Source organism: Staphylococcus saprophyticus subsp. saprophyticus ATCC 15305 = NCTC 7292 (assembly GCF_000010125.1).
GTDB lineage: Bacteria > Bacillota > Bacilli > Staphylococcales > Staphylococcaceae > Staphylococcus > Staphylococcus saprophyticus.
The window spans coordinates 423740-445977 of sequence record NC_007350.1; the positions used below are offsets into that span (position 1 = coordinate 423740).

A 22238-nucleotide genomic window follows, 5' to 3' on the forward strand; every position below is an offset into this window, starting at 1 on the left:
AGCACTTTTCCGTCAGTATCAATCTAATGAACTTATATTATAAAAATAATAGTCGGTATTAACAAAAGACATGGTCTAAGTTAGTTAATCATATCTAATATAAGAAACAGTTGTATTATAATACTCTTCTAAGCCATGAATACCATCAGCGCCACCTAAGCCAGATTCTCTCCAGCCAGCATGAAAACCATTAACGACTTCTTCGGCTTCACAATTGGCATAAACTTCACCAAATTTAAGTTTTTCAGTAGCTAACATAATTTCTTTTAAGTTTTCAGAAAAGATATATGATGATAAGCCTGCATTCGTATCATTGGCTTGGTTAAGCGCATGTTCAAATTCAGAATATGTCACAATTGGTAAAACAGGACCGAATATTTCTTCTTTGAACGCACTGTCTTCGAGATTGATATGATCTAAAATAGTAGGAGCATAAAAGAAACCAGAACGCTTAATTTTATGACCACCAGTGATTAATTGAGCACCATTTTTTACAGCATTTTGTACTTTGTCATCTATACTGTCAAGTTGTTGTTGATTAATAATGGCACCATAATCTGTAGATTCATCAAACGGATCGCCGACTGTTAATTGTTCCATTTGAGCTTTCAATTTGTCGATAAATGTATCGTGAATATCTTGGTGGACAAAAATACGCTCAGGACAAGTGCAAACTTGACCAGCATTATTTATTCTTGCTGTAACAATATAATTAACGGCTTTATCTAAGTCAGCATTTGATGTAACGATAACTGGCGCGTTACCTCCAAGCTCTAAGTTCACTTTTTTGACTGTAGAGGCACTTTCAGCATAGACAGACTTACCAGCGCGCATACTACCGGTTAATGAAATGAGTTGGATATCAGGATGTTGTGCTAGTTGCGTTCCTACAGTTTCGCCTGTACCTGGTAATATTTGTACTAGGCCAGCAGGTATCGTTGAGGCACGTAGTAATTCTGCGATTTTTAATGTAATTAAAGAAGTTGCTTCACTTGGTTTAATGACAACAGAGCAACCAGTAATAACAGCAGGAATCACTTTTCTCATCAAGACCATAATTGGCGCATTCCAAGGTACAATGCCTGCAGTTACACCAATCGGTTTTTTCGTTAGTAAAATGGTTTCATTTTCACGACTATTTTTTAAAACTTCTCCTTTATTATTCATACTCAATCCAGTCATATAGTCAATGAATTGAATAGCTTTATCAATTTCACCTTTTGCTGAAGCTAAGGTTTTACCTTGCTCTTTAACATAAAGTTCAGCTAATGTATCTTTGTTTTGTTCTAATAATGGAATGAGCAATTTAACATGATCAGCGCGTGTAGGCTCTGGTGTTTTTTCCCATTCTAATTGAGCTTGTTTGGATTTTTCTACAGCATCATTGACTTCGGCTTCCGTTGCAAATGTAATCGTATCTATTTTTTCTCCTGTTGCAGGGTTGATAACATCCATTGTGTCAGTAGATTTACTTGCTATAAATTCATTGTTTATAAATAATTGATTCAATTGTGCACCTCACAATATATACATACCACTTAAGTAATGATGAAAAACCGAACGCTTGATTTTCATTGAAACGTACATTCAATATATTATTTTATATGTCTTACTGAAAGTGCTTAAAACGGACTAATGCTAAATTTATAGTGGGTGATATATTTTTTATACTTGTATGTTGACAGAAAGTGAATAGCGCATTATAATTTATCTCGAATTCGAAATAAATTTAGGGAGTAGGTGAAAAAAGTGGATCGTACACAAATATCTTTAAATACATTTGTTGGTTTAAATAGAACCTTAGATCATCTAATGAAAATCGTTAAAACAGATGTGCAACGTTATGGATTAAATGTAACAGAATTTGCTGTAATGGAGTTGCTTTACAATAAAGGTGACCAACCCATTCAACGCATCGGTAATCGTGTATTAATAGCAAGTAGTAGCATTACGTATGTCGTAGATAAATTAGAAGAAAAAGGCTGTGTAGTTAGACAACGCAATGAGAAAGATAAGCGTGTGACGAATGCATCTTTAACCGATAAGGGACGTAGTATGATGGATGAAATATTCCCAGATCATGCATCAACATTAGAATCTACTTTTTCAGTACTAACAGATGAAGAAATAACGGTATTACAAACAACTTTAAAAAAATTAAGTGCTCAACCGATTGAATAAAAGGGCACTTAAAATTTTTATCAAAAATTACTTCGAAATCGAGATAATTATAAGGGAGAGGCGTTTATTATGACAAATAACCAATTATTAGGTATTCATCATGTCACAGCAATGACAGATGATGCGGAAAGAAACTATCAATTTTTCACAGAAGTATTAGGTATGAGACTCGTTAAGAAAACAGTAAATCAAGATGATATTTATACGTATCATACATTTTTTGCGGATGACGAAGGCTCACCTGGAACGGATATGACATTCTTTGATTTTCCTAATATTCCTAAAGGGTCAGCAGGTACAAATTCAATTACACGTCCTTCATTTAGAGTGCCTAACGATGAAGCGTTGGAATATTATGAGCAACGATTTGACGAATTTAATATTAAACATGAGGGTATACAATCACTCTTTGGTACAAAGGTATTACCGTTTGAAGAGGTAGATGGTCAAAGTTACCAACTGGTGTCTGATGAGCATAATAAAGGTGTGGCACCAGGTAAACCATGGAAAAATGGTCCAGTACCAATGGATAAAGCAATCTATGGTCTAGGTCCTATCGAAATTACCGTGAGTTATTTTGAGGATTTTATGAAAATACTTGAAGATGTATTTGGCATGACAGTCTTAACTAAAGAAGACGGAGTAGTCATTTTAGAAGTCGGTGAAGGGGGTAATGGGGGGCAAGTTATCTTAAGGAAAGATACAGATGGACCTGAAGCAAGACAAGGTTATGGTGAGGTGCATCATGTATCATTTAGACTAAAAGATCATGCAGCAATCGTACAATGGTTAGAAAAATATCAAACATTAGGTATCGGTAATTCTGGTTTAGTAGATCGATTTTATTTTGAAGCGTTATATGCACGAATAGGACATATATTAATTGAAGTTTCTACAGATGGACCTGGATTTATGGGTGATGAGCCTTATGAAACATTGGGTGAAAGTCTAGCTTTACCACCATTTCTAGAACCACAAAGAGCCTATATTGAATCAGAAATACGTCCGTTTGATACAAGCAGATAAAAGGACTTTTGGTTAGAGTAAACCACCATAGCATAAGATATAAAGGGAAATTTAAATTCAAATATTTAAGGAGGTAATTTTATGGAAGCAATTCAACATATTCATCATATTTCAGCAATTGTAGGTAATCCAGAAGAAAATATTCGATTTTACAGAGATGTATTAAATCTAAAGTTAATTAAAAAAACGGTTAATTATGATGATCCATCCACTTATCATCTTTACTTCTCAAATGGAAATATTGAAAATGGTACGATTTTAACGTTTTTCAATTGGCCAAATGCACATAAAGGTCGTAAAGGAAATGGGCAAGTCGAACGCATTGCTTTTAGAATACCTAAAAACTCAAGGGATATTTGGAAAGCACATTTACAAGCACATCAAATTGAAGTAGTAGAAACTAGATTGTTTGATCGTGAAACATTAGAATTTAACGATACACATGACTTACCTTTAGCATTAGTTGAAGCAGATGACGATAACGACCAAACTGACGCACAGAGTATCATTGGATTTCATGGGGTGACTTTATTATCTAGTCATCCTAAGGCAACGTTGAATACACTAGTAAACGATATGGGTCTTCATAAAGTGAACGAAGATGACAATGTGGTACATGTTGAAACAAAAGGCCATTGGCAACATCATGTGATTATCAAAAAAGAAAGCGCTCAAATGAATGTTCGTTGGGGTGTTGGTGTTGTTCATCACATTGCTTGGTCAGTTCCAACTGATAAAGTACAACGAGAATGGTTAGTTAAAATGACTGGTAAAGGTTATCATGTGACTGACGTTAAAGATCGCAACTATTTCAAAGCTATTTATATGAAAGAGCAGGGTGGCATTATCTTTGAATTTGCGACAGAAGGCCCTGGTTTTACAGTGGATGAACGATTTGAAACATTAGGTACGCATTTAGTATTACCACCTCAATTTGAAGACAGAAGAGAAACGATACTTCAATTGCTACCACCTATTCGTATATAGAAAATAGATATAAGAGGAGGCACACTTGATATGGAACATATTTTTAGAGAAGGTGAAGCAAATGCACCTACATTGATTTTACTACACGGGACAGGTGGAGATGAAAGTGATTTATTACCATTAAGTCAGCTACTTAACCCTAAGTATAATGTGTTAAGTATAAGAGGTGAAGTATCTGAGAATGGAATGAACCGTTTCTTCAAACGTCACGGTGAAGGACAATACGATATAGAGGATTTAAACTTTCGAACAGATAGACTCATTGCATTTTTAAAAGAAGCTGCTGAACGCTATGGTTTTGATTTATCGCTAGCAATTCCTGTAGGTTTTTCAAACGGTTCTAATATTGCAATCAGCATGATTTTACATCAGGACATTTCATTTCAAACAGCACTGTTATATGCACCACTTTATCCGGTGAATGATGCGAATGATAAAGATTTAAGTGGTATGCATGTATTACTTTCAATGGGTGAACATGACCCAATTGTTACAAGCAAAGATAGTCAAAATGTCATTGATTTATTCGAAAACCGTGGTGCAAATGTCACGCAAGTTTGGGTGAATAGTCACGAACTGACTCAAGCAGGTGTGGTAGCGGGTCGAGACTTATTAAACAATATTTTTAAATAATTTCCCAATATAAGTCACCATTTGTTATACATGATACAAAGTGTAGATGGCTTGTGGCGATTTCAATTTTAGAAAATGAAGTCAATCTAGACTATAATATATGGATAATAGAAAAGGTGGCGATCATAATGAATCATCAAGCGTTGATAGTGATGGATATGCAAAATGGTATTGTAAATGGTTTGCAGCAAAAAGAAAATGTAATAGCTAATAATCAAAAAGCAATTGAACACGCGCGTCGTAATAGTGTGGCAGTCATTTTTGTACGTGTTGCGTTTACAGGTGAATATATGGAAGTTTCACCAAATAATAAAATGTTTTCGCAAATGAAAGCAAAAGGCGTGCCTATGAATAAACAAGATGAATCAACTCAAATTGTTGAAGCATTGAATCGCCAAGCAAAGGAACCCCTTGTAACGAAGCATCGATTAAGTGCGTTTACTGGTAGTAATTTAGAGGTGTTATTACGCGGTTTGCAAGTTGATCATCTTGTACTTACAGGTGTGAGTACGAGCGGTGTCGTATTATCTACAGCAGTTGAAGCGGCAGACAAAGATTATAAGCTAACGCTATTATCAGATGCAATGGCCGATCAAGATGTAGAAAAACATCAATTTTTAATCAATAAAATATTAACGCGTTATGCAGATGTGACAACAGTAGAAGCATGGTGTAACAGTTAAAATAAAAATAAAGGCCCTATGTATATTTCAAACATTTACATGACTATAGCATTAATCATGTCGTTGAAATCATAACATAGGGCTTTATAGTTACATAAGGCCGATGAGTTTCATCCATAAAGAGCCGATACCTAACCATACAATAAAGTAAAATATCGCAAGTACGGCATTCATCGTCCACCATCGATTTTGAGAAACATAGCCTGCTGAATATAAAATAGGTGCAGGACCACTACTATAATGTGTAGTAGATGCCATTAAATTACCGAAGAAACCTAACATTAACGCACTGAAAAGTGGTGGTGCACCAGTAGCGATAGCGACGCCTAATAATGCTGAGTACATAGCACTTACATGCGCGGTTGAACTAGCAAATAAATAATGAGAATAGAAGTAGAATAAGATTAATAGTACTAACACGATTGGCCAACTAAGACCTCCTAAACTACCTGAGATAGACTTACTTAGCCAAGAAATAAAGCCCAGTTCATTAAGTTGGTTAGCCATCATTACTAATATTGAGAACCATACTAATGTATTCCAAGCACCAGTTTCTTTGAGTACGTCACTCCAAGTAAGGACACCGGTAATGAGTAATAAGGATAGTGCGATAAAAGCGGTTAATGTCGCATTGATATTTAACGTACTACCTAATACCCAAAGTGCAAGTGCAACGAGAAAGATGCTAACCATAAATTTTTCACTGGTCGCCATTTTACCCATATCTTTAAGCTCGTTTTGAGCCCAAGATTTCGCATTAGCAGTTTCTTTAATTTCTGGAGGATACATTTTATAAATAATTAATGGCACAAGGATTAACGATATGATGCCAGGGATGAGTGCTGCAATAAACCATTGCATCCAGGTAATATCTACGCCTTGATGTTTCGCTAAAGATTGAGCCAAAGGGTTGCCTGCCATGGCAGTAAGAAACATGGCAGCTGTAATAAGGTTGCCGTGGAATTCTGTAAAGATAAGGAATCCACCCATTTTACGTTGGGTACCATCTTCAGGTTTTGATCCAAATGAACGGGAAAGTGCATTAATGATTGGAAACATAATACCACCAGCACGTGCTGTATTACTTGGTGTGGCAGGTGCTAAGATTAAATCTACACCAATCAATGAATAGCCCAAGCCTAAAGTTTTCTTACCGAATAATTTAACAAATTGTAAGGCGATGCGTCGGCCTAGACCTGTTTTTACAAATCCTCTTGAAATAAAAAATGCCATTGCTATAAGCCAAATACTACTATTTCCAAATCCAGAAACTGCAGTGTCTATCTTAACGGTTTGCGTTAATACCGCGAGTGTAAAACCAATCATTGCAACGGCGCCTATTGGAAGAGGTTGTGTAATACAACCAATAATTGTTGCTACAAAAATTGCAAACATATGCCATGCGCCAACATCTAAGCCTTCTGGTCTAATTGGGGTAAGTAGCCAGATAATGATACCAATCAATATGGGAAAGATAAATTTTCTGTAGTGGATGTCACTATTCATATTATGATGCACCTTTCTTGTCCTTTTATTTGATAAAAAACTAAATATAGTACAAGTATATGATATTAAAATCGTATTTAAGCAAACTAGCGTAGAATAGGCAACTAGAGCGCTTACCACACTAAATTTAACATCATATCCTATTAATTTATTATAAGATTTTTCATAATAATTATAGTTCTGTCAAAACCTTATGTAAAGCTAGCTTTTAGAAAAATAATGGCAACATCATTAACTTATAGCGTATAAGTTAATGATGTTGCCATTTACAGAGATATTTTATTGTAATAAGCAATAGTTTAGCATTTTTAAATGGGGGTTATTTACGTGAAATACCTTTTATCAAAATTGGAAATAATAATATAAAACCAAAGATCCCCATAACAGGAAATACTTTTCCTATTAAATCAATAAACCCAATGAAGGTCGTAGCAAAGGTAAGGACTGCCATACAAATAATCATAATATAATAATGTTTGCTATAAGGTCTTGTAAATCTAGAAGCAAATGCATACATAAGACCCACGACAGTATTATAAATAACTAATATCATAACGATAGACATAAATAAACCAATCATAGGAGAAATTTCTTTTGCTAATAATAGTGATGGCAGTGCGACATCTTTTATGTGAGAGAATTGCGATACCATGCCTAAGTTTAACATAAGCAATAGGAAAGTAATGATTAAGCCACCTATCATGCCTCCGTAAACAGAGGAAGATTTAAATTTTAAACGACCTCCCATTACAGATAAAAAGCTGAACGCTGCTGCAATTTGTAAGCTCCCATAGTTAATTGCATCGAACCACCACCATTGATCAGAACGAGTCCCGGTATTCGCGTATTGATTGGGATCACTAAAGCTGAGTGAACCGGTCATTAAATAATACATAGCAATAATAGTAACGATAATAACTAAAAAAGGTGTGACCATACCTAGAATTGCGATGAGGCGTTCAAATTTTAAGAATAATGTTATTAAAATAATTGAAATTAAAAGTACAGAACTCAATGCATATGGTATATTAAAACTTTCATGAATCGTTGAAACCCCACCTGCCGTCATAATCATAGCGAGTGCAAGTAGAAATAAAGTTAAGATGATATCAAATAAAGTGGCAATACGCTTGGGTAAATAATACTTTATAGGTCCAGTGTGATTATGTGCATTTAATTTATAGCCAGTTTGGAGTACAAAAATGCCACCTAGAGTGACAATACAACCCGTTATAATCACGCCCCAGATACTGTAATTGCCATTACTGGTAAAGAATTGGAATATTTCTTGACCTGTAGCAAATCCAGCGCCTACAACCACACCAACAAAAGCAAATGCCACAATAATAATTTCTTTTAAACTTGTCATAGTCATATAAATCCTTTCAATGGTGTAGATAATATAAATGTCATTCATATATATACTCACAATTTATTATTTTAGCTTAAAATAAAATAAATTGAAAAGAAAAAGTATTTTTGATAAGAACAATTGTATTTTTAGAGAGAACTTAAAAGTGCGCACATAAACGTATTTAGATTAATGGTTTATCAAAGTGGGTAAATGATGAAGGTTCTTTGGATGCGTTAAATTTAAAAATTTGATAGTATGTTTATTTATTATGTGATAAATGTTTAAAGTGATTTGGAAGATAACGAAATTTAATCTGTATAAGAGAGAGGGAACAAAGTGACTTTATTAAACTTACCACTAACATTACTCATTGTTATCTTTTTAGCGTTGGGTATTTTTAGCCAATGGTTCGCCGATAAAATAAAATGGCCATCCATCGTTGTTATGGCTATTGTAGGGTTGCTTGTGGGCCCTATTTTTGGATTGATTAACCCTCAAGAAAGTCTGGGTCAAGAGGTGTTTAGCCCACTCGTTTCGTTGGCAGTTGCAATCATCTTGTTTGAAGGTAGCAGTAACTTAGATTTTCGTGAGTTAAAAGGTATCTCTAAAGCAGTTATAAGAATCATTACTGTGGGGGCAGTGATTGCTTGGATTTTAGGATCCATGGCTTTACATTTTGTATTAGGTTTCTCAGTAACGATATCACTTGTATTAGGTGGTTTATTTTTAATTACGGGTCCTACCGTGATTCAGCCATTATTAAAACAAGCAAAAGTTAGGAAAAGTGTAGATTCCATCTTAAGGTGGGAAAGTATTATTCTTGATCCTATTGGACCAATGTTAGCGTTAGGTGCATTTTATGTTTTTCAAATCGTAGAGCAAGGTTTTGAGATTCAAATTATTTTAAGTTTTGCTTTACGTTTTGTTATTGCCATTGTTATAGGTTTTGGTGCTTCTTATTTATTTATGATGCTCATTAAAAGAGATCTCATTCCACAAAATTTAATGCCACCCATCCAATTGGTTTTTATTTTACTTATTTTTGCAATATGTGATGAAATATTGCATGAATCAGGGCTACTTGCGGTAACCATATTTGGGTTAATGATGGCACGTATGAAGCGTCATGATTTGATCTTTAAAGAATCAGATCATTTTATTGAAAATGCATCTTCTATTATGGTTTCTACCGTCTTTATATTAATTACGTCTTCGTTAACTTTAAATGTGTTAGAAAGTATTATATCGTGGAAACTATTTATATTCTGTGCAGTCATGATTATATTAGTCAGACCTATTTCTATATTGTTATCTACGATGAATACTGAGATTTCTAAACGGGAAAGAGCTATGGTTTCAATGATGGCACCACGAGGTATTGTCGTACTTACTGTTGCACAGTTCTTTGGAGGCTTATTTGTAGAAAAAGGAACACCCATGGCAGAATACATCACGCCTGTTACATTTGGATTAGTATTTATAACTGTGGTCATTTATGGCTTTAGTTTTCTACCGTTAAGCAAAATGATGCACCTTTCAAGTACGGAACCACCGGGCGTCATTATTGTTGGAGAAAGTGAATTTTCATTTCATTTAGGTGCGAAATTGAGGGAACATCACATTCCAGTTATGACTTTTAATTTATTTAATAACACATCAAAACGAGCACAGGAATTAGATTTTGAAGTATTTGAAGGCAATTTATTATCTAGTAATGATCGTATATATGCCGATATGACACGTTACAATAAATGTTTATTAATGACTCAATCTTTTGTGTTCAATAGTTTGGCGTTTAATGAATTAGTGCCTGAGTTTGGTTTGAAAAATGTCAACATGATGCCAGTTTCTTTTAGTGATGAACATGCGCGAAGTAACTTAGATGGACCAATTAGAAATCACATACTATTTGATTCTGATTTTACGTCGCATTGGTTTAATCGCTATATCGTCGAACATAATATTTTAGAAATGCCAGTTTCGAGTAAGGATAATTTAACGGCTTATGACATGGTCCTCTATCATATTGATGATAATAACGAAGTCACATTTAAACGTGATAATCAAAATATTACAAATTCAGAAGAAGGTATGATTGGCTATTTAAAAGATGCTTATTTACATTCGAATATATAAAAAATCCCCGTCCATACAGATTGAAAATCATGTGTGAACGGGGTTTTTTATAAATACTGATTAGTTAACATAACGATCATGCATAAGTTCTTTTAAAATATCGATTTTTTCTTGAATATCTTGTCCGGTGTTTGTATGTCTTATTTTTTGTCGTTGTAACTCCTTATCGACGACACGACGTATAGAAAGTTCATCAGCGCCATTCAGTAAAACATGTTTTTTGGAATTAAAATGTTGGTGTGCGACTAGTTGCATACCAAATGAATTATAAAGTAATGTATAACCTGCGATACCTGTTGTTGACTGATAAGCTTTCGAAAAGCCTCCATCAATCACAATCATTTTTCCTTCAGCTTTAATTGGATCTTCACCATCTATTTCTTTGACAGGTGTATGCCCATTGATAATGTGCCCTTGTTCAGGGTCTAAGCCAAAATCTTTGAGCATTTTTTTACACATATTAACATCCTCACGCAAATGGTAGTAAGGGTTTTTAGTTTCTTTATGCGCTGTTTTGTCTTTAATAAAGTAACGCTCGAAAGTCGTCATAGCGCGTTTGCCAAATAGTGAAGAGTATTTACCAGTCCAAAGATACCATACTAAATCTGTGGCTAAATCGTCTTGAATATCTTTGTGATCAAAAGCTTCTCTGACGTAATCTTCAAAATGGTCTAATAAATCTCTGCCATAGCATTTCACATCGTTGATAACCATTGATTCCATTTCACCATTTTCATCTACTGGAATACAGCCGTGAATCAATAAATTACCGTTATAAGGTAGGTAAAGCGTGCCTTTTTGCATAAGGAAGGTCATATGTCGTTTCAATTTTTCTGATTGTTGGACAGATAATAATAGTTTATCCATCACTTCTGACTCTTCGTCTGTGAGTTTGTTTGGACCATTTGGGTCAATCGTTTGGAAACAAGTATTTTCTAATGGATATGTTTTTCCATAGAGTGTTGCTTCATTTTTTTCATAATTAATACTTTCTAATACCAATCGTTCTTCCATTTCAAAAGTAGGGCGACGTTTAATGATTGGTGCCTCTAATTTAAATTGTATGATGGCGATGGCTTGATGAATTTTTGTGATTTGTTCAAGTTCTAATTCAGTTAAGCCTTCAGCATTTTTAGGTCTGAATGCTTTGTTTTTTCCATCATAATGTTTTTCTGCAAGGGTTAATAAGGGTCTTAAATTGATACCATAAGCATCCTCGATAATGTCTAAGTTATCATAACGTGCACAAATGCGAAGTAGGTTTGCAAGGCAAACTTTGGAACCTGCATAGGCACCAATCCAAAGGACATCATGATTTCCCCATTGAATATCTACTGAAGGATAATCAATCAGTGTTTCCATAATTTTATCAGGTTCTGGTCCTCTGTCGTAGATATCGCCAACAACATGAAGGTGATCCACTACAAGGTGCTGAACTGTGAAAGATAAGCCAATGATCAAATCATCTGATTGTTCTAGCTCTATGATTTGATTAATTAATGTTTCATAATAAGAATGTTTATTATTATATTTATTACTTTTATATAACAGTTCTTCTATAATAAAGACGTAATTTTTTGGTAAAGATTTGCGTAACTTTGTGCGCGTGTATTTGGATGAAGCATAGGTGATTAGTTTTATCAGACGATTAATCGTTGTAATGTACCACTCATTGAGCTCGGATTTTGAGCTAAAGCTGTTTTTAATTATTTTAAGTTTTTCTTCAGGATAGTATACAAGCGCAGAAAATTCATTAATTTCTTTGCGTGTCAAAGTATCTTGGAAGATATCATTAATTTTTGAACGAACGTTGCCTGAACCATTACGCAATACGTGTTGAAAGGCATGAAATTCACCGTGTAAATCACTTACAAAATGTTCAGTACCTTTAGGGAGTTCCAAAATAGACTCTAAATTAATAATTTCTGTTGCAAGTTCTTCTTTAGTATTAAATTGTTGTGAAAGTAAATCTAAATATCTATCTTTTAGGCTCTTATCTGCTGATTTCTGCATGGTTATGTCACTCCAGTTGTAAAAATATCGTAATTATGAAATGCATTTTATAAAATGCTTCCAATTTATGTTTCTTATTGTAGCATTAATTGGCACGCCTTTGTCTATTTCTTATTATATTATGAAGTTAAATTAAATTCTAAAAAATGGATTGAGTGTATATTACTAACTGAAAAATTTAAGGTTTATTAGTAAGCGCATATGTTAGAAAAGTAGAAAAAGGAAATGATGTTACTCAAATATAATAAAGTGGAGATTTATATAAAAGTTGTGGGAAACATACATTTTCATGAATGTTATTTATTGTATAATTAACATTGTTTAGTAATTTTACCATTATAATTTTGGAGCTTGAAAATACTGTTAAATCAATGATTAATCGCTATAAAGCTGTATTTTATTGGTTTTATTTGAAAAAAATTATTGATTTACTGTTTAATTTATAATTTATTTTTGTATAATATATGCATGTAACAAAATTATAAGGGGGCGTTTTGTTTCATGTTTACATTGGGGACATCATTATCGAGTCAAGTCGATCCAAACTGGCAAACATATATCATGCTTGTCGTTTATTTTGTGGTATTGCTAGTGATTGGGTACTATGGCTTTAAACAATCTACCGGTAACGTCAGTGAATATATGCTGGGCGGTAGAAACATTGGTCCATATGTAACTGCATTATCTGCAGGCGCATCTGACATGAGTGGTTGGATGATTATGGGATTACCTGGTGAAGTATATACTACCGGTTTATCAGCAGCCTGGTTAGCGATTGGATTAACACTTGGCGCATACATAAACTATATTGTTGTTGCACCTCGACTTCGTGTATATACAGAGAAAGCCGGAGATGCAATTACACTACCTGATTTCTTTAAAAATAGATTAGATGATAAATCTAATTCGATTAAAATTATTTCAGGTGCCATTATCGTTGTATTTTTCACACTTTATACGCATTCTGGAATGGTATCAGGCGGTGTATTATTCGAAAGTGCGTTTGGCGTTAACTATCATATTGGTATGTTACTTGTCGCTGTGATTGTCATTGCTTATACATTTTTCGGAGGTTATTTAGCAGTATCATTAACAGACTTTTTCCAAGGTGTAGTGATGATTATTGCTATGGTTATGGTACCAATAGTTGCTATGTTGCAATTAAGCGGACTTGATACTTTTACGCAAACAGCAGAATTAAAACCGACAAACTTAGACTTGTTTAAAGGAACGACAGTTATAGGTATTATTTCATTCTTTGCGTGGGGATTAGGTTACTTTGGTCAACCACATATTATTGTACGTTTTATGTCAATTAAATCTGTCAAACAATTACCAACGGCAAGACGTTTTGGTATCGGTTGGATGGCAATCAGCTTATTAGGCGCAGTGGGTGTCGGATTGACAGGTATTACGTTTATTAATCAAAGTGGTACAGATATAGAAAATCCTGAAACACTATTCGTTTTAATGGGACAAATTTTATTCCATCCGTTAGTTGGTGGATTCTTGCTTGCTGCTATTTTAGCTGCGATTATGAGTACAATTTCTTCACAATTGTTAGTAACGTCAAGTTCATTAACAGAAGACTTTTATAAATTAATTCGTGGTGAGGAAGCTGCAAAGGAACATGAAAAAGAATTTGTTTTAGTAGGTCGATTATCAGTCATCATCGTAGCGATTGTTTCGATTTGGATTGCTTGGTCACCTAACGATACCATTTTGGGTCTAGTAGGTAATGCATGGGCTGGTTTCGGTGCCGCATTCGGACCACTTGTACTCTTATCCTTATATTGGAAGGGGTTAAGTAGAACAGGTGCTGTAAGTGGTATGTTATCAGGTGCCATTGTAGTCATCATATGGATTGCATTTGTTAAGCCATTAGGTGATGTGAATGATTTCTTTAATTTATATGAAATTATACCTGGATTTTTAACTAGTTTAATCGTTACGGTTGTAGTAAGTAAATTCACGAAGAAACCACAAATTGATGTTGAAGCAGATTTAACAGATGTTCGCCGTCTGGTTAAAACTGGTGAAGATTAAAAAGAATCATAATTTAAAAGGGGTTTAAATTATGATTTAATGTAGAAAATGATAATTGGCTATGTCTGTTATCAAAAGGGAGAAATTTTTAAATAGAGAAAAGGCTAACTTCAAGGGGGAGTTAGTCTTTTTATATTATGATAAAACAGGGTCTGACACTTATTGATGTCAGACCCTGTTTGTTTGGAATTGAATCTATTTATTGAGCGCGATTCTTTTTGAATAATCTATATACAATGAAAATTACTGCAAGAATGATGATGACATACATAATATATGAATATGTATGGAGACCATTCATTAGCATATCCCAACTGCCGCTCAACATTTTACCCAGGTAGATCAGTGCAAAATTCCATATTGTAGTCCCGATTAAAGACAAGATCGCGAATAGCATCACGTTCATGCGATTAATACCCGCTGGAATCGTAATCAGTACACGTAAGACAGGTATAAAGCGACAAATAAAAACAGCAATTGCGCCATATTTTTTAAACCAATCGTTTGCCCGTGCAACATCTTTACCTTTAAGTTTAATCCATTTGCCATATTTATCTACAAAACGATACAAACGTTCTTCAGAAACAAGCCTACTAATATAGTAAAGCACAAGTAAACCAATTAATGAGGCAATGGTTGAAATTGTAAAGAGTACAGGAATGGATAAGTCAGATTTGACGGACATCAGTCCGGCAAAGGTTAATATAATTTCTGAAGGGATAAAAGGTAATATATTTTCAAGTAATATTAATATAGTGATTGCGGCGTAGCCCCATGTACTAATAAAATCAGTGAGTATCTGTTCCATAATTCTGCAATGTGCTCCTTTTAAAATGTAACTTAGTAGTTAATTAAAACATGTCTTTTTATTATAGTCCAAAAACAATAAATATGCATTGTTATGTTATAGGTCTACAGGATGATTTTTGTGGAAATCAAATTATAGGAAGTATATTACATTTTAAATAAGTAAATTTTGAAAAAAGTCGTTGTAAGCGATTTCATATTGTGGTACTATCTATAAACAATAGGTCATATGATGACTATAAAAGATTGGGAGAAAGTTGGAGAAAACATGGATCAAAAAAGAACAAATATTAGATGGTATTTTGCCATAGCGTTTTTCATTATAGGGGTTATTGCATATATGGACCGCTCGAACATATCGATTATAGCCGGTCCGATGATGGAAGATTTACATTTGAATAAGACACAATTTGGGTTATTAGCGTCATTCTTCTCACTGGGGTATGCACTGATGCAAGTGCCTTCTGGATTTTTAGCTGAGAAATTTGGTTCTAAAAAAATGTTAACTATTGCACTTGTATGGTGGAGTGCCTTTACAATATTGACAGGTGTTGTGAAGAATCACGGGATGTTATATGCAGTGCGTTTCTTATTTGGTATTGGTGAAGCGCCAATGTATCCTTCTAACGCAGTTTTTAATACGAACTGGTTTGCGAAAGGTGAGAAAGGACGCGCATCTAGTGCGTTATTAGCTGGATCCTATTTTGGCCCAGTCATCGCGCCAGTAGTAACCATTGCAATCGTAAATATGTTTGGTTGGCAAGCCGTTTTCTATATTTTTGGTGCTATTGGTTTTATTATTGCTATATTATGGATGGTTATTGCCAAAGACTTGCCAGAACAACATAAAATGGTTAATGAAGCAGAAAAAAGCTATATTATGGAAAATCGAGACATTATTAAAACTGAAAAATCTAATGCGCCATGGAATATATTTTTAAAACGCTTTAGTTTCTATGCATTAGCAGCTCAATATTTTGTAGTACAATTCGTCGTTTCATTATTCTTGATTTGGTTACCAACCTATTTAACGGAACAGTATAACGTTAAATTAACAGATCCAGACATGGCTTGGGCAGCCGGTGCACCATGGATTGCAATGTTCTTATTGATTTTATGTGGTGGTGCTATTTCAGATAAATTATTACAAAGTGGTATGTCACGTTTCATAGCACGTGCTTCTATCGCTATCACAGGATTTGTTGTATTCTGTATTTCACTCTTCATGTCTATACAAACGGATAATTTAGTAACAAATGTTATTTGGTTATCGCTTTGTTTAGGTGGTATTGGTATTGCGACTGGAATGAGTTGGGCAGCAGCAACAGATTTAGGACGTAACTTCTCAGGTTCTGTATCAGGTTGGATGAATTTATGGGGGAACATTGGTGCGTTATTAAGTCCACTATTAGCTGGTATGATGGTTGATATTGTAGGTTGGACAGTAACGTTAGAACTTGTGATTATCCCAGTTGTTTTCGCAATTATTATGTGGTTCTTTGTAAAACCAGACCAACCACTTATCGTAGAAAAAGAAGACTTGTAATGTTTAATTTATTAACTTTTAGGTAATTATTAAACATCATGCTTATAATGGAGGAAATGATATGATTACTATCAATGCGATTATGAAAGTGGATGCTGCACAACGTAATAATTACTTAGCTTTAATAGAACCATTAAAGCGCGCTTCAAATCAAGAAGCAGGTGCATTATACTATGAACATTTTGAAAATACAGATGAACCGAATACGTTTGCTTTTATTGAACGATATAAAGATGAACAAGCTTTGGAAGCGCATAATCAGTCAGAACACTTTCAACAATTCTTTAGCGAAGTTAAACAATACTTAGTTGAAGAACCTGAAATTAAAGTGCTAAGTTCAAATTAATATATTAAACCCTGATCTTACAAATAACTGTGAGTTCAGGGTTTTTTTGAATAGTGTGATAAGAGAGAAAAAAATGGGCTTGTTATTGTGTAAATATAATGTCATTACATAACGTATTAGATGGATAAATAGCTAAATTTGAATATTTAGTCATGAACTCTGTCTATATAGCACTTGCCATGATTTACACAGCGATTTGAGAAGAATTAAATGAGCACGTATGTATGTGAATATAAAGACAATGATATGGAGGTGAATTTATTTTAAAGACATCGCCACTAGAAGAATTTAAAAAAAGTGTTAAAATAGTAAGGTGTTGTTACGAATTTATGCGCGGATATTTTAGAATGAAGATATAGATTTTATAAAATGAAAAGTAAGTTGATGTTTACTTTACCTATATGTTTTTCTGAAAAATACGTTATTTATGAGTAACGTATTTTTAAATGTCATTTGATATGGTGACAATAAATGAAATAAAATACGAAATATTAAAAATTAAAGGAGATGCATGACAACATTGATTAAATATTTAAAGTCATTAATACGTTTCAATTCGATGAAAATCGATGTTGCTAAAGGTATAAGACAATGTATTCTCATGCTCATTCCGTTACTTGTTGGCTATTTGACAGGTCACTTTTCTACGGGATTACTCATTTCAACAGGGACGCTAGCGCATATTTATGTATTTGGCGGTCCTAAGAGATCTAAGTTACGCATTGTCTTATTTTCATCGTTAGGTTTATCCATTGCGATGATTTTAGGGACACTCACAGTTAATCAACCACTTATATTTGGTGTGTTACTACTATTAGTAACTGTTATTCCATATTACATCTTTAGTTCGTTAAATATCCCAGGGCCATCTTCAACCTTCTTTATCGTTGCCTTCAGTTTGCCAATTAATTTACCAGTAGCGCCAGAAGAAGCATTAACTAGAGGTCTAGCAATGTTTGTAGGTGGATTATTAGCAACACTGATTGTAATCGTTGTAATCCTACTATCTAAAGAATCTACAGAAATCAAAGCCATTAAAAATGATTATAATATTATTAAACAATTGGTCTATAACTTTGATGATCCCAAAGCGTTTGCGAAAGCATCACAATTTGCAGTAACAGCTTTCAGAAATTCGGATAATCAATTGATTACGTCAAGTACACCAAAATCGAAAACCTCACCTGAATTTCAACGCTTATTATTATTGCATAATACGGCGCAAGGTATTCATTCCGAACTATTGGAACTCAATGAACGTAATGCACGTCCGTTACCAACGGAAATAAAAGAAATGACGGATTTTGTCATTAAACGTGTTTATTCACTTGGTAAGTCAACCCGACAGTGGACTAAAAAAGTAGATTTCGATAAAGAGTATCAAAGTTTAGTAGATAGTATCATTAAAGTTGACGCAATTATGAATGCAAATAATGATAGAGTCGAACATGAAATAGATATTCGTGTACCAATTTATGGACATCGCATGTTGAAAAACTTGACGTTAGATTCTTTTATATTTAGAAATACAATACGCTACACAGTCATTATGGCAATTTCTATTTTTATTGCTTTAATGTTTGATTTTGAAAAAGCCTACTGGATACCTTTGAGTACACATACAGTCTTACTAGGCTCTACAACACTGCATAGCTTTGAAAGAGCTGGGTCAAGGGGCGTTGGCACGATCTTCGGGGTGTTGGTGTTATCACTCATCTTATTAACAACACCGCCTGTACCAGTAGCCATTGTTTTATTGGCTTTAGCTGCCGGTGTGACAGAAATGTTTGTAGGTGCAAATTACTCATTTGCAGTTATATTTATCACGATACAAGTTATCTTGTTAAATGGATTAGCGTCAAATCATCTAACCATACTCATTGCATTACCAAGAATTATTGATGTAATTGTAGGAATTATCATCGCAGTGATTTGCTTGCTAGTGATCGGTAGAAAAACAGCATCTTCTATGTTGCCAGGTACATTAGCAGCCGTAGCGAGAGACGAATCCATATTATTTCATTACTTATTCTCAAGTAACAAATATGCATCTAGAGAACAAGATAAAAAAGAAATGTTAAAACTAAGTGTGAAATTGAATAATATGACCCAAGTGTATAACAGTGCAAACGGTGAACTATTCAGTAATAAAATGGTTATACAGTATTATTATCCAAGCATTTACGCATTAGAAGAAATCAGCTTTATGTTAACAAGAGCACTAAGTAATGAAAAACGATATCATATTGACGATGAAACGATGGGACAGTATTTACTCGTCTTTGAAAATATAGCCAAACATTTTGAAAGAGGCACGAATATTCAAGTTCAAGAAATGGCTGCATTACCGCAATATACACATATAAAAACAGCTTTAATGAGTATACAAAACAACTGTGTCAATGCTCGAAAAGAAGTTAAATTATCTCTTAATTAAATATGGTAATTTGAAAAAAGGCCAAGACATTTATTAATGTCTTGGCCTTTTTTATTAAAAATATTTGAGTATATTGAGATAGGTAGTGTGCGGGTTGTCTTAGGTCAGACTGCCGCCACTTGAAAGTGTCAATCATCGCTGCGTTCTTGTCTAGCCTTTGCTTCACTTTCTTGTTTTTTCTTTTCAACGGCAGCTTGCGCATGTTGTTCTTTTTCTGCTTCATTTTGTTTATCTTCATTCATTTTTTTATAACGTTGTTTTTGGCGATAACCGTATGTACTTTCTAGTATTTGTGAATCATTATTTAATCCAGCACCAATTGCACCTGCAACAGTAGAAATGGATGTTGCAAACCAAGCGAGATTAATATAAGTCATAAAGTTAGCCGAGCCCTGTAACTGTAGTGCTTGCCCTAAATATCCTGGTGGTAATACAACGAGTGTGGCTAACAAGAAAAGACAAAACAATATGACATAATAAAAAGCAATGGATACAGTTAACGTTAAAGTTGTAGTTAAATTGTATAATATTGTTATTTGTCTATCTTTACTTTCAGAAGTAGATTCCCATAAACCATGTGCAACAATAACCCACAACATCATACCTAAAATAGCGACCAACATAATTAATAACATGCGCCATCCAGAATAAACAAAACTTAAATTCCACATTGTTGTAAAGACAATACCAAAGGCACCAGTTGTAAAGGCAATAGTAACTACATTACTGAGGCTTTTGAGCATATTAAAAGGGTTGTTAGCAAAAGTCATCCCACTAATTAAACGTATCATGCCTCTCGTATTCGAAGATACATAATATAAAGTATGTTGAGAGTCTGTATCTTCAAAGTACTCAGTATGTGTTTCTAAAGTTGAAAAGGGGAACTGTGAATTTAATTGTTCTTCACTATGATGTTGAGTAGACGATTGGTTTGGATTCATATTTTCGTCAATTGCTTTAATAATGCCCGATATGGAATGCTTAATTCTTTTTTTTATGGGGCGCCAACCATATGCAGGTAATGAAATTAAGCTTGCGCCATTTTTACTATTGATATCAAATGCGACAACATGCTTGTTCTTAATAATTGGTAAATCCGTTAAACCAATCGTATATTGCCATTCATTATCATTTTGATAATCAGAAATTTTAGTGTATATCTTTTGCACCGTTTCAGCAGAACCGGTAAGTGGGTCAATCATTGTATCAATTTGCCATTCAACTTCTGAATTTATAGTAGATGATAACAATGAAGGTAGCTCTTGTTGCAAATGGTTGGCTATTGTTTCAGTCACACCAGGTGCAGCTACTAAACCTATCTTGATAATGTGATTGCACATTATTCTTCCTCCTCTCTGTGCGTTTGTTTTCGACCTGCATAATCATTTGATTCTTCATCGTTATTATAATCCGCATCATTTTCTTGTTCTAATTGCTTGTTTCTATAATATTGTCTGAATGAATAAGTAGCACGTTTAATCTTGTCAGCATTTTCTACGGTTGATCCCATTGCACCTGCTAAGATTCCTAAAGAAGTGATAAACCATATCAAATTAATATAATTGATTAAAGTGGGTTGTTTACTACCAAGCGAAGTCCAGTTGGAAAACAATTCCGGAGGTACAAATAATAATGTGCTAATGGTTAGTAATAGAAATAGGGTTATAAAATTAAAAAGCGTAATTACAGTTAATGTGGTCAACGTTGTAAAATTATAGATATATCTATATAACTTTTGTGTTTTTGGGTTTTTACGTTCCCATAAATTATAAGAATAAATAAGCCAACCAACCATGCCGAAAATGGACATAAACATAAGTAAAATGAAGCGCCAATAATCATAATCTAAGCTTATATCCCAAGGAGTAGAGAAAATTGAAATATAAGTACCTGTCGCAAAGGAGACAGAAATGATTTTTTTGAAATCAAAAATTGTTGACCATGGCTCATTAGCAAAAGTCATACCAGATATGAGGTGTAACCAACCTATGAAGGTAGATGTTGAAATGATACGTAAATGATTTTTATTTTTATCTTCTTCATTTGGAGTAACTGTGGTAAATTTCGTTAATTTAAAGTGTTGACTATTCAAGAGATTATTATCTGAACCATTACTATGCATATATTGAATGACAAATGAAATAAAATTTCGTAATTTTTGTTTTAAATTTATTGCACCTAATGCTGGTAATGAAATCAAGGCAATATTATTTGTTAAGTCTATGTCACATACGACGGTTTTATTGTTAGAAAGATTAGGTAAATCTGTAATACAAATAGCATAGTCCCATGCTTTTTGTTTTTTCATATTCGTAGTGATATCCATTGCTTTATCCATGTGCTCAGCAGTGCCTACAATTGAAACAATATGTTTTTCAATATGCCATTCATCATTTCCCCCTGTATGATGACGGATTTCATTCGGTAAATCAGTATATATTTTATTTATAATTTTATGTGGCATATCGGGTGAAGGGATCAAACCAACGGTGATATTAGCCATAAACAACACCACCAATCTATGTATATGATTAAAT

General features: G+C 33.9%; 17 protein-coding genes. 10 read left to right on the forward strand and 7 right to left on the reverse strand.

Going from position 1 to position 22238, the window contains the following annotated elements; all coding sequences use genetic code 11:
- Nucleotides 1–84 precede the first annotated feature (84 nt).
- On the reverse strand, nucleotides 85–1509 hold the full coding sequence (gene aldA, locus SSP_RS01900; RefSeq protein WP_011302363.1) for an aldehyde dehydrogenase: 1425 nt from the start codon (nucleotides 1507–1509) through the stop codon (nucleotides 85–87).
- Between the two features lie 240 nt (nucleotides 1510–1749).
- Between aldA and SSP_RS01905 the strand changes: the two genes are divergently transcribed.
- The 5 genes from SSP_RS01905 to SSP_RS01925 all read left to right on the forward strand — a co-directional run bounded on the left by SSP_RS01905 (nucleotide 1750) and on the right by SSP_RS01925 (nucleotide 5510).
- The gene (locus tag SSP_RS01905) at nucleotides 1750–2181 is read left to right on the forward strand and encodes a MarR family winged helix-turn-helix transcriptional regulator (protein ID WP_011302364.1); all 432 of its coding nucleotides are present in this window, start codon (nucleotides 1750–1752) and stop codon (nucleotides 2179–2181) included.
- Nucleotides 2182–2250: 69 nt separating this feature from the next.
- On the forward strand, nucleotides 2251–3207 hold the full coding sequence (mhqE, locus tag SSP_RS01910) for a ring-cleaving dioxygenase MhqE (protein ID WP_011302365.1): 957 nt from the start codon (nucleotides 2251–2253) through the stop codon (nucleotides 3205–3207).
- Nucleotides 3208–3288: 81 nt separating this feature from the next.
- Nucleotides 3289–4194 carry a VOC family protein gene (locus SSP_RS01915; protein ID WP_011302366.1) on the forward strand — a complete coding sequence of 302 codons (906 nt, stop codon included), beginning with the start codon at nucleotides 3289–3291 and terminating at the stop codon, nucleotides 4192–4194.
- A gap of 30 nt (nucleotides 4195–4224) precedes the next feature.
- Entirely contained in the window at nucleotides 4225–4827 is a 603-nt protein-coding gene (gene mhqD / locus SSP_RS01920; RefSeq protein WP_011302367.1) for a methylhydroquinone degradation carboxylesterase MhqD, read from the forward strand.
- A 128-nt stretch (nucleotides 4828–4955) separates the two neighbouring features.
- Entirely contained in the window at nucleotides 4956–5510 is a 555-nt protein-coding gene (locus tag SSP_RS01925; RefSeq protein WP_011302368.1) for a cysteine hydrolase family protein, read from the forward strand.
- Between the two features lie 90 nt (nucleotides 5511–5600).
- On the opposite strand, the gene SSP_RS01930 is transcribed toward SSP_RS01925, so the two are convergent.
- Together SSP_RS01930 and SSP_RS01935 are read right to left on the reverse strand one after the other, a co-directional pair.
- On the reverse strand, nucleotides 5601–7016 hold the full coding sequence (locus tag SSP_RS01930; RefSeq protein ID WP_011302369.1) for an anion permease: 1416 nt from the start codon (nucleotides 7014–7016) through the stop codon (nucleotides 5601–5603).
- 319 nt (nucleotides 7017–7335) lie between these two features.
- The gene (locus tag SSP_RS01935; RefSeq protein ID WP_011302370.1) at nucleotides 7336–8385 is read right to left on the reverse strand and encodes a YkvI family membrane protein; all 1050 of its coding nucleotides are present in this window, start codon (nucleotides 8383–8385) and stop codon (nucleotides 7336–7338) included.
- Between the two features lie 321 nt (nucleotides 8386–8706).
- On the opposite strand from SSP_RS01935, the gene SSP_RS01940 reads away from it, so the two are divergent.
- Complete coding sequence (locus tag SSP_RS01940) at nucleotides 8707–10506, forward strand: cation:proton antiporter (protein ID WP_002482357.1); 1800 nt, start codon at nucleotides 8707–8709, stop codon at nucleotides 10504–10506.
- 60 nt (nucleotides 10507–10566) lie between these two features.
- Here the strand turns inward: SSP_RS01940 and SSP_RS01945 are convergent, their stop codons facing one another.
- On the reverse strand, nucleotides 10567–12519 hold the full coding sequence (locus tag SSP_RS01945; RefSeq protein WP_011302371.1) for a fructose-1,6-bisphosphatase: 1953 nt from the start codon (nucleotides 12517–12519) through the stop codon (nucleotides 10567–10569).
- A gap of 501 nt (nucleotides 12520–13020) precedes the next feature.
- On the opposite strand from SSP_RS01945, the gene putP reads away from it, so the two are divergent.
- Nucleotides 13021–14565: a sodium/proline symporter PutP gene (gene putP / locus SSP_RS01950; protein ID WP_011302372.1), complete on the forward strand. Its 1545-nt coding sequence runs from the start codon at nucleotides 13021–13023 to the stop codon at nucleotides 14563–14565.
- A gap of 199 nt (nucleotides 14566–14764) precedes the next feature.
- On the opposite strand, the gene SSP_RS01955 is transcribed toward putP, so the two are convergent.
- Nucleotides 14765–15373, reverse strand: a complete 609-nt coding sequence (locus tag SSP_RS01955) for a DedA family protein (protein ID WP_002482360.1) — start codon at nucleotides 15371–15373, stop codon at nucleotides 14765–14767.
- A gap of 267 nt (nucleotides 15374–15640) precedes the next feature.
- Between SSP_RS01955 and SSP_RS01960 the strand changes: the two genes are divergently transcribed.
- From SSP_RS01960 to SSP_RS01970, 3 genes are all read left to right on the forward strand, one after another.
- Entirely contained in the window at nucleotides 15641–16918 is a 1278-nt protein-coding gene (locus tag SSP_RS01960) for an MFS transporter (protein WP_011302373.1), read from the forward strand.
- A gap of 61 nt (nucleotides 16919–16979) precedes the next feature.
- Nucleotides 16980–17264: a putative quinol monooxygenase gene (locus SSP_RS01965; protein ID WP_011302374.1), complete on the forward strand. Its 285-nt coding sequence runs from the start codon at nucleotides 16980–16982 to the stop codon at nucleotides 17262–17264.
- 511 nt (nucleotides 17265–17775) lie between these two features.
- The gene (locus SSP_RS01970) at nucleotides 17776–19701 is read left to right on the forward strand and encodes an FUSC family protein (RefSeq protein ID WP_011302375.1); all 1926 of its coding nucleotides are present in this window, start codon (nucleotides 17776–17778) and stop codon (nucleotides 19699–19701) included.
- A 128-nt stretch (nucleotides 19702–19829) separates the two neighbouring features.
- On the opposite strand, the gene SSP_RS01975 is transcribed toward SSP_RS01970, so the two are convergent.
- Together SSP_RS01975 and SSP_RS01980 are read right to left on the reverse strand one after the other, a co-directional pair.
- A complete protein-coding gene (locus SSP_RS01975; RefSeq protein WP_011302376.1) occupies nucleotides 19830–21041 on the reverse strand; it encodes a cell envelope integrity protein TolA in 1212 nt (403 codons plus the stop codon).
- On the reverse strand, nucleotides 21041–22204 hold the full coding sequence (locus tag SSP_RS01980; RefSeq protein ID WP_011302377.1) for a hypothetical protein: 1164 nt from the start codon (nucleotides 22202–22204) through the stop codon (nucleotides 21041–21043). The genes SSP_RS01975 and SSP_RS01980 overlap by 1 nt, the downstream gene beginning before the upstream one ends.
- Nucleotides 22205–22238 lie beyond the last annotated feature (34 nt).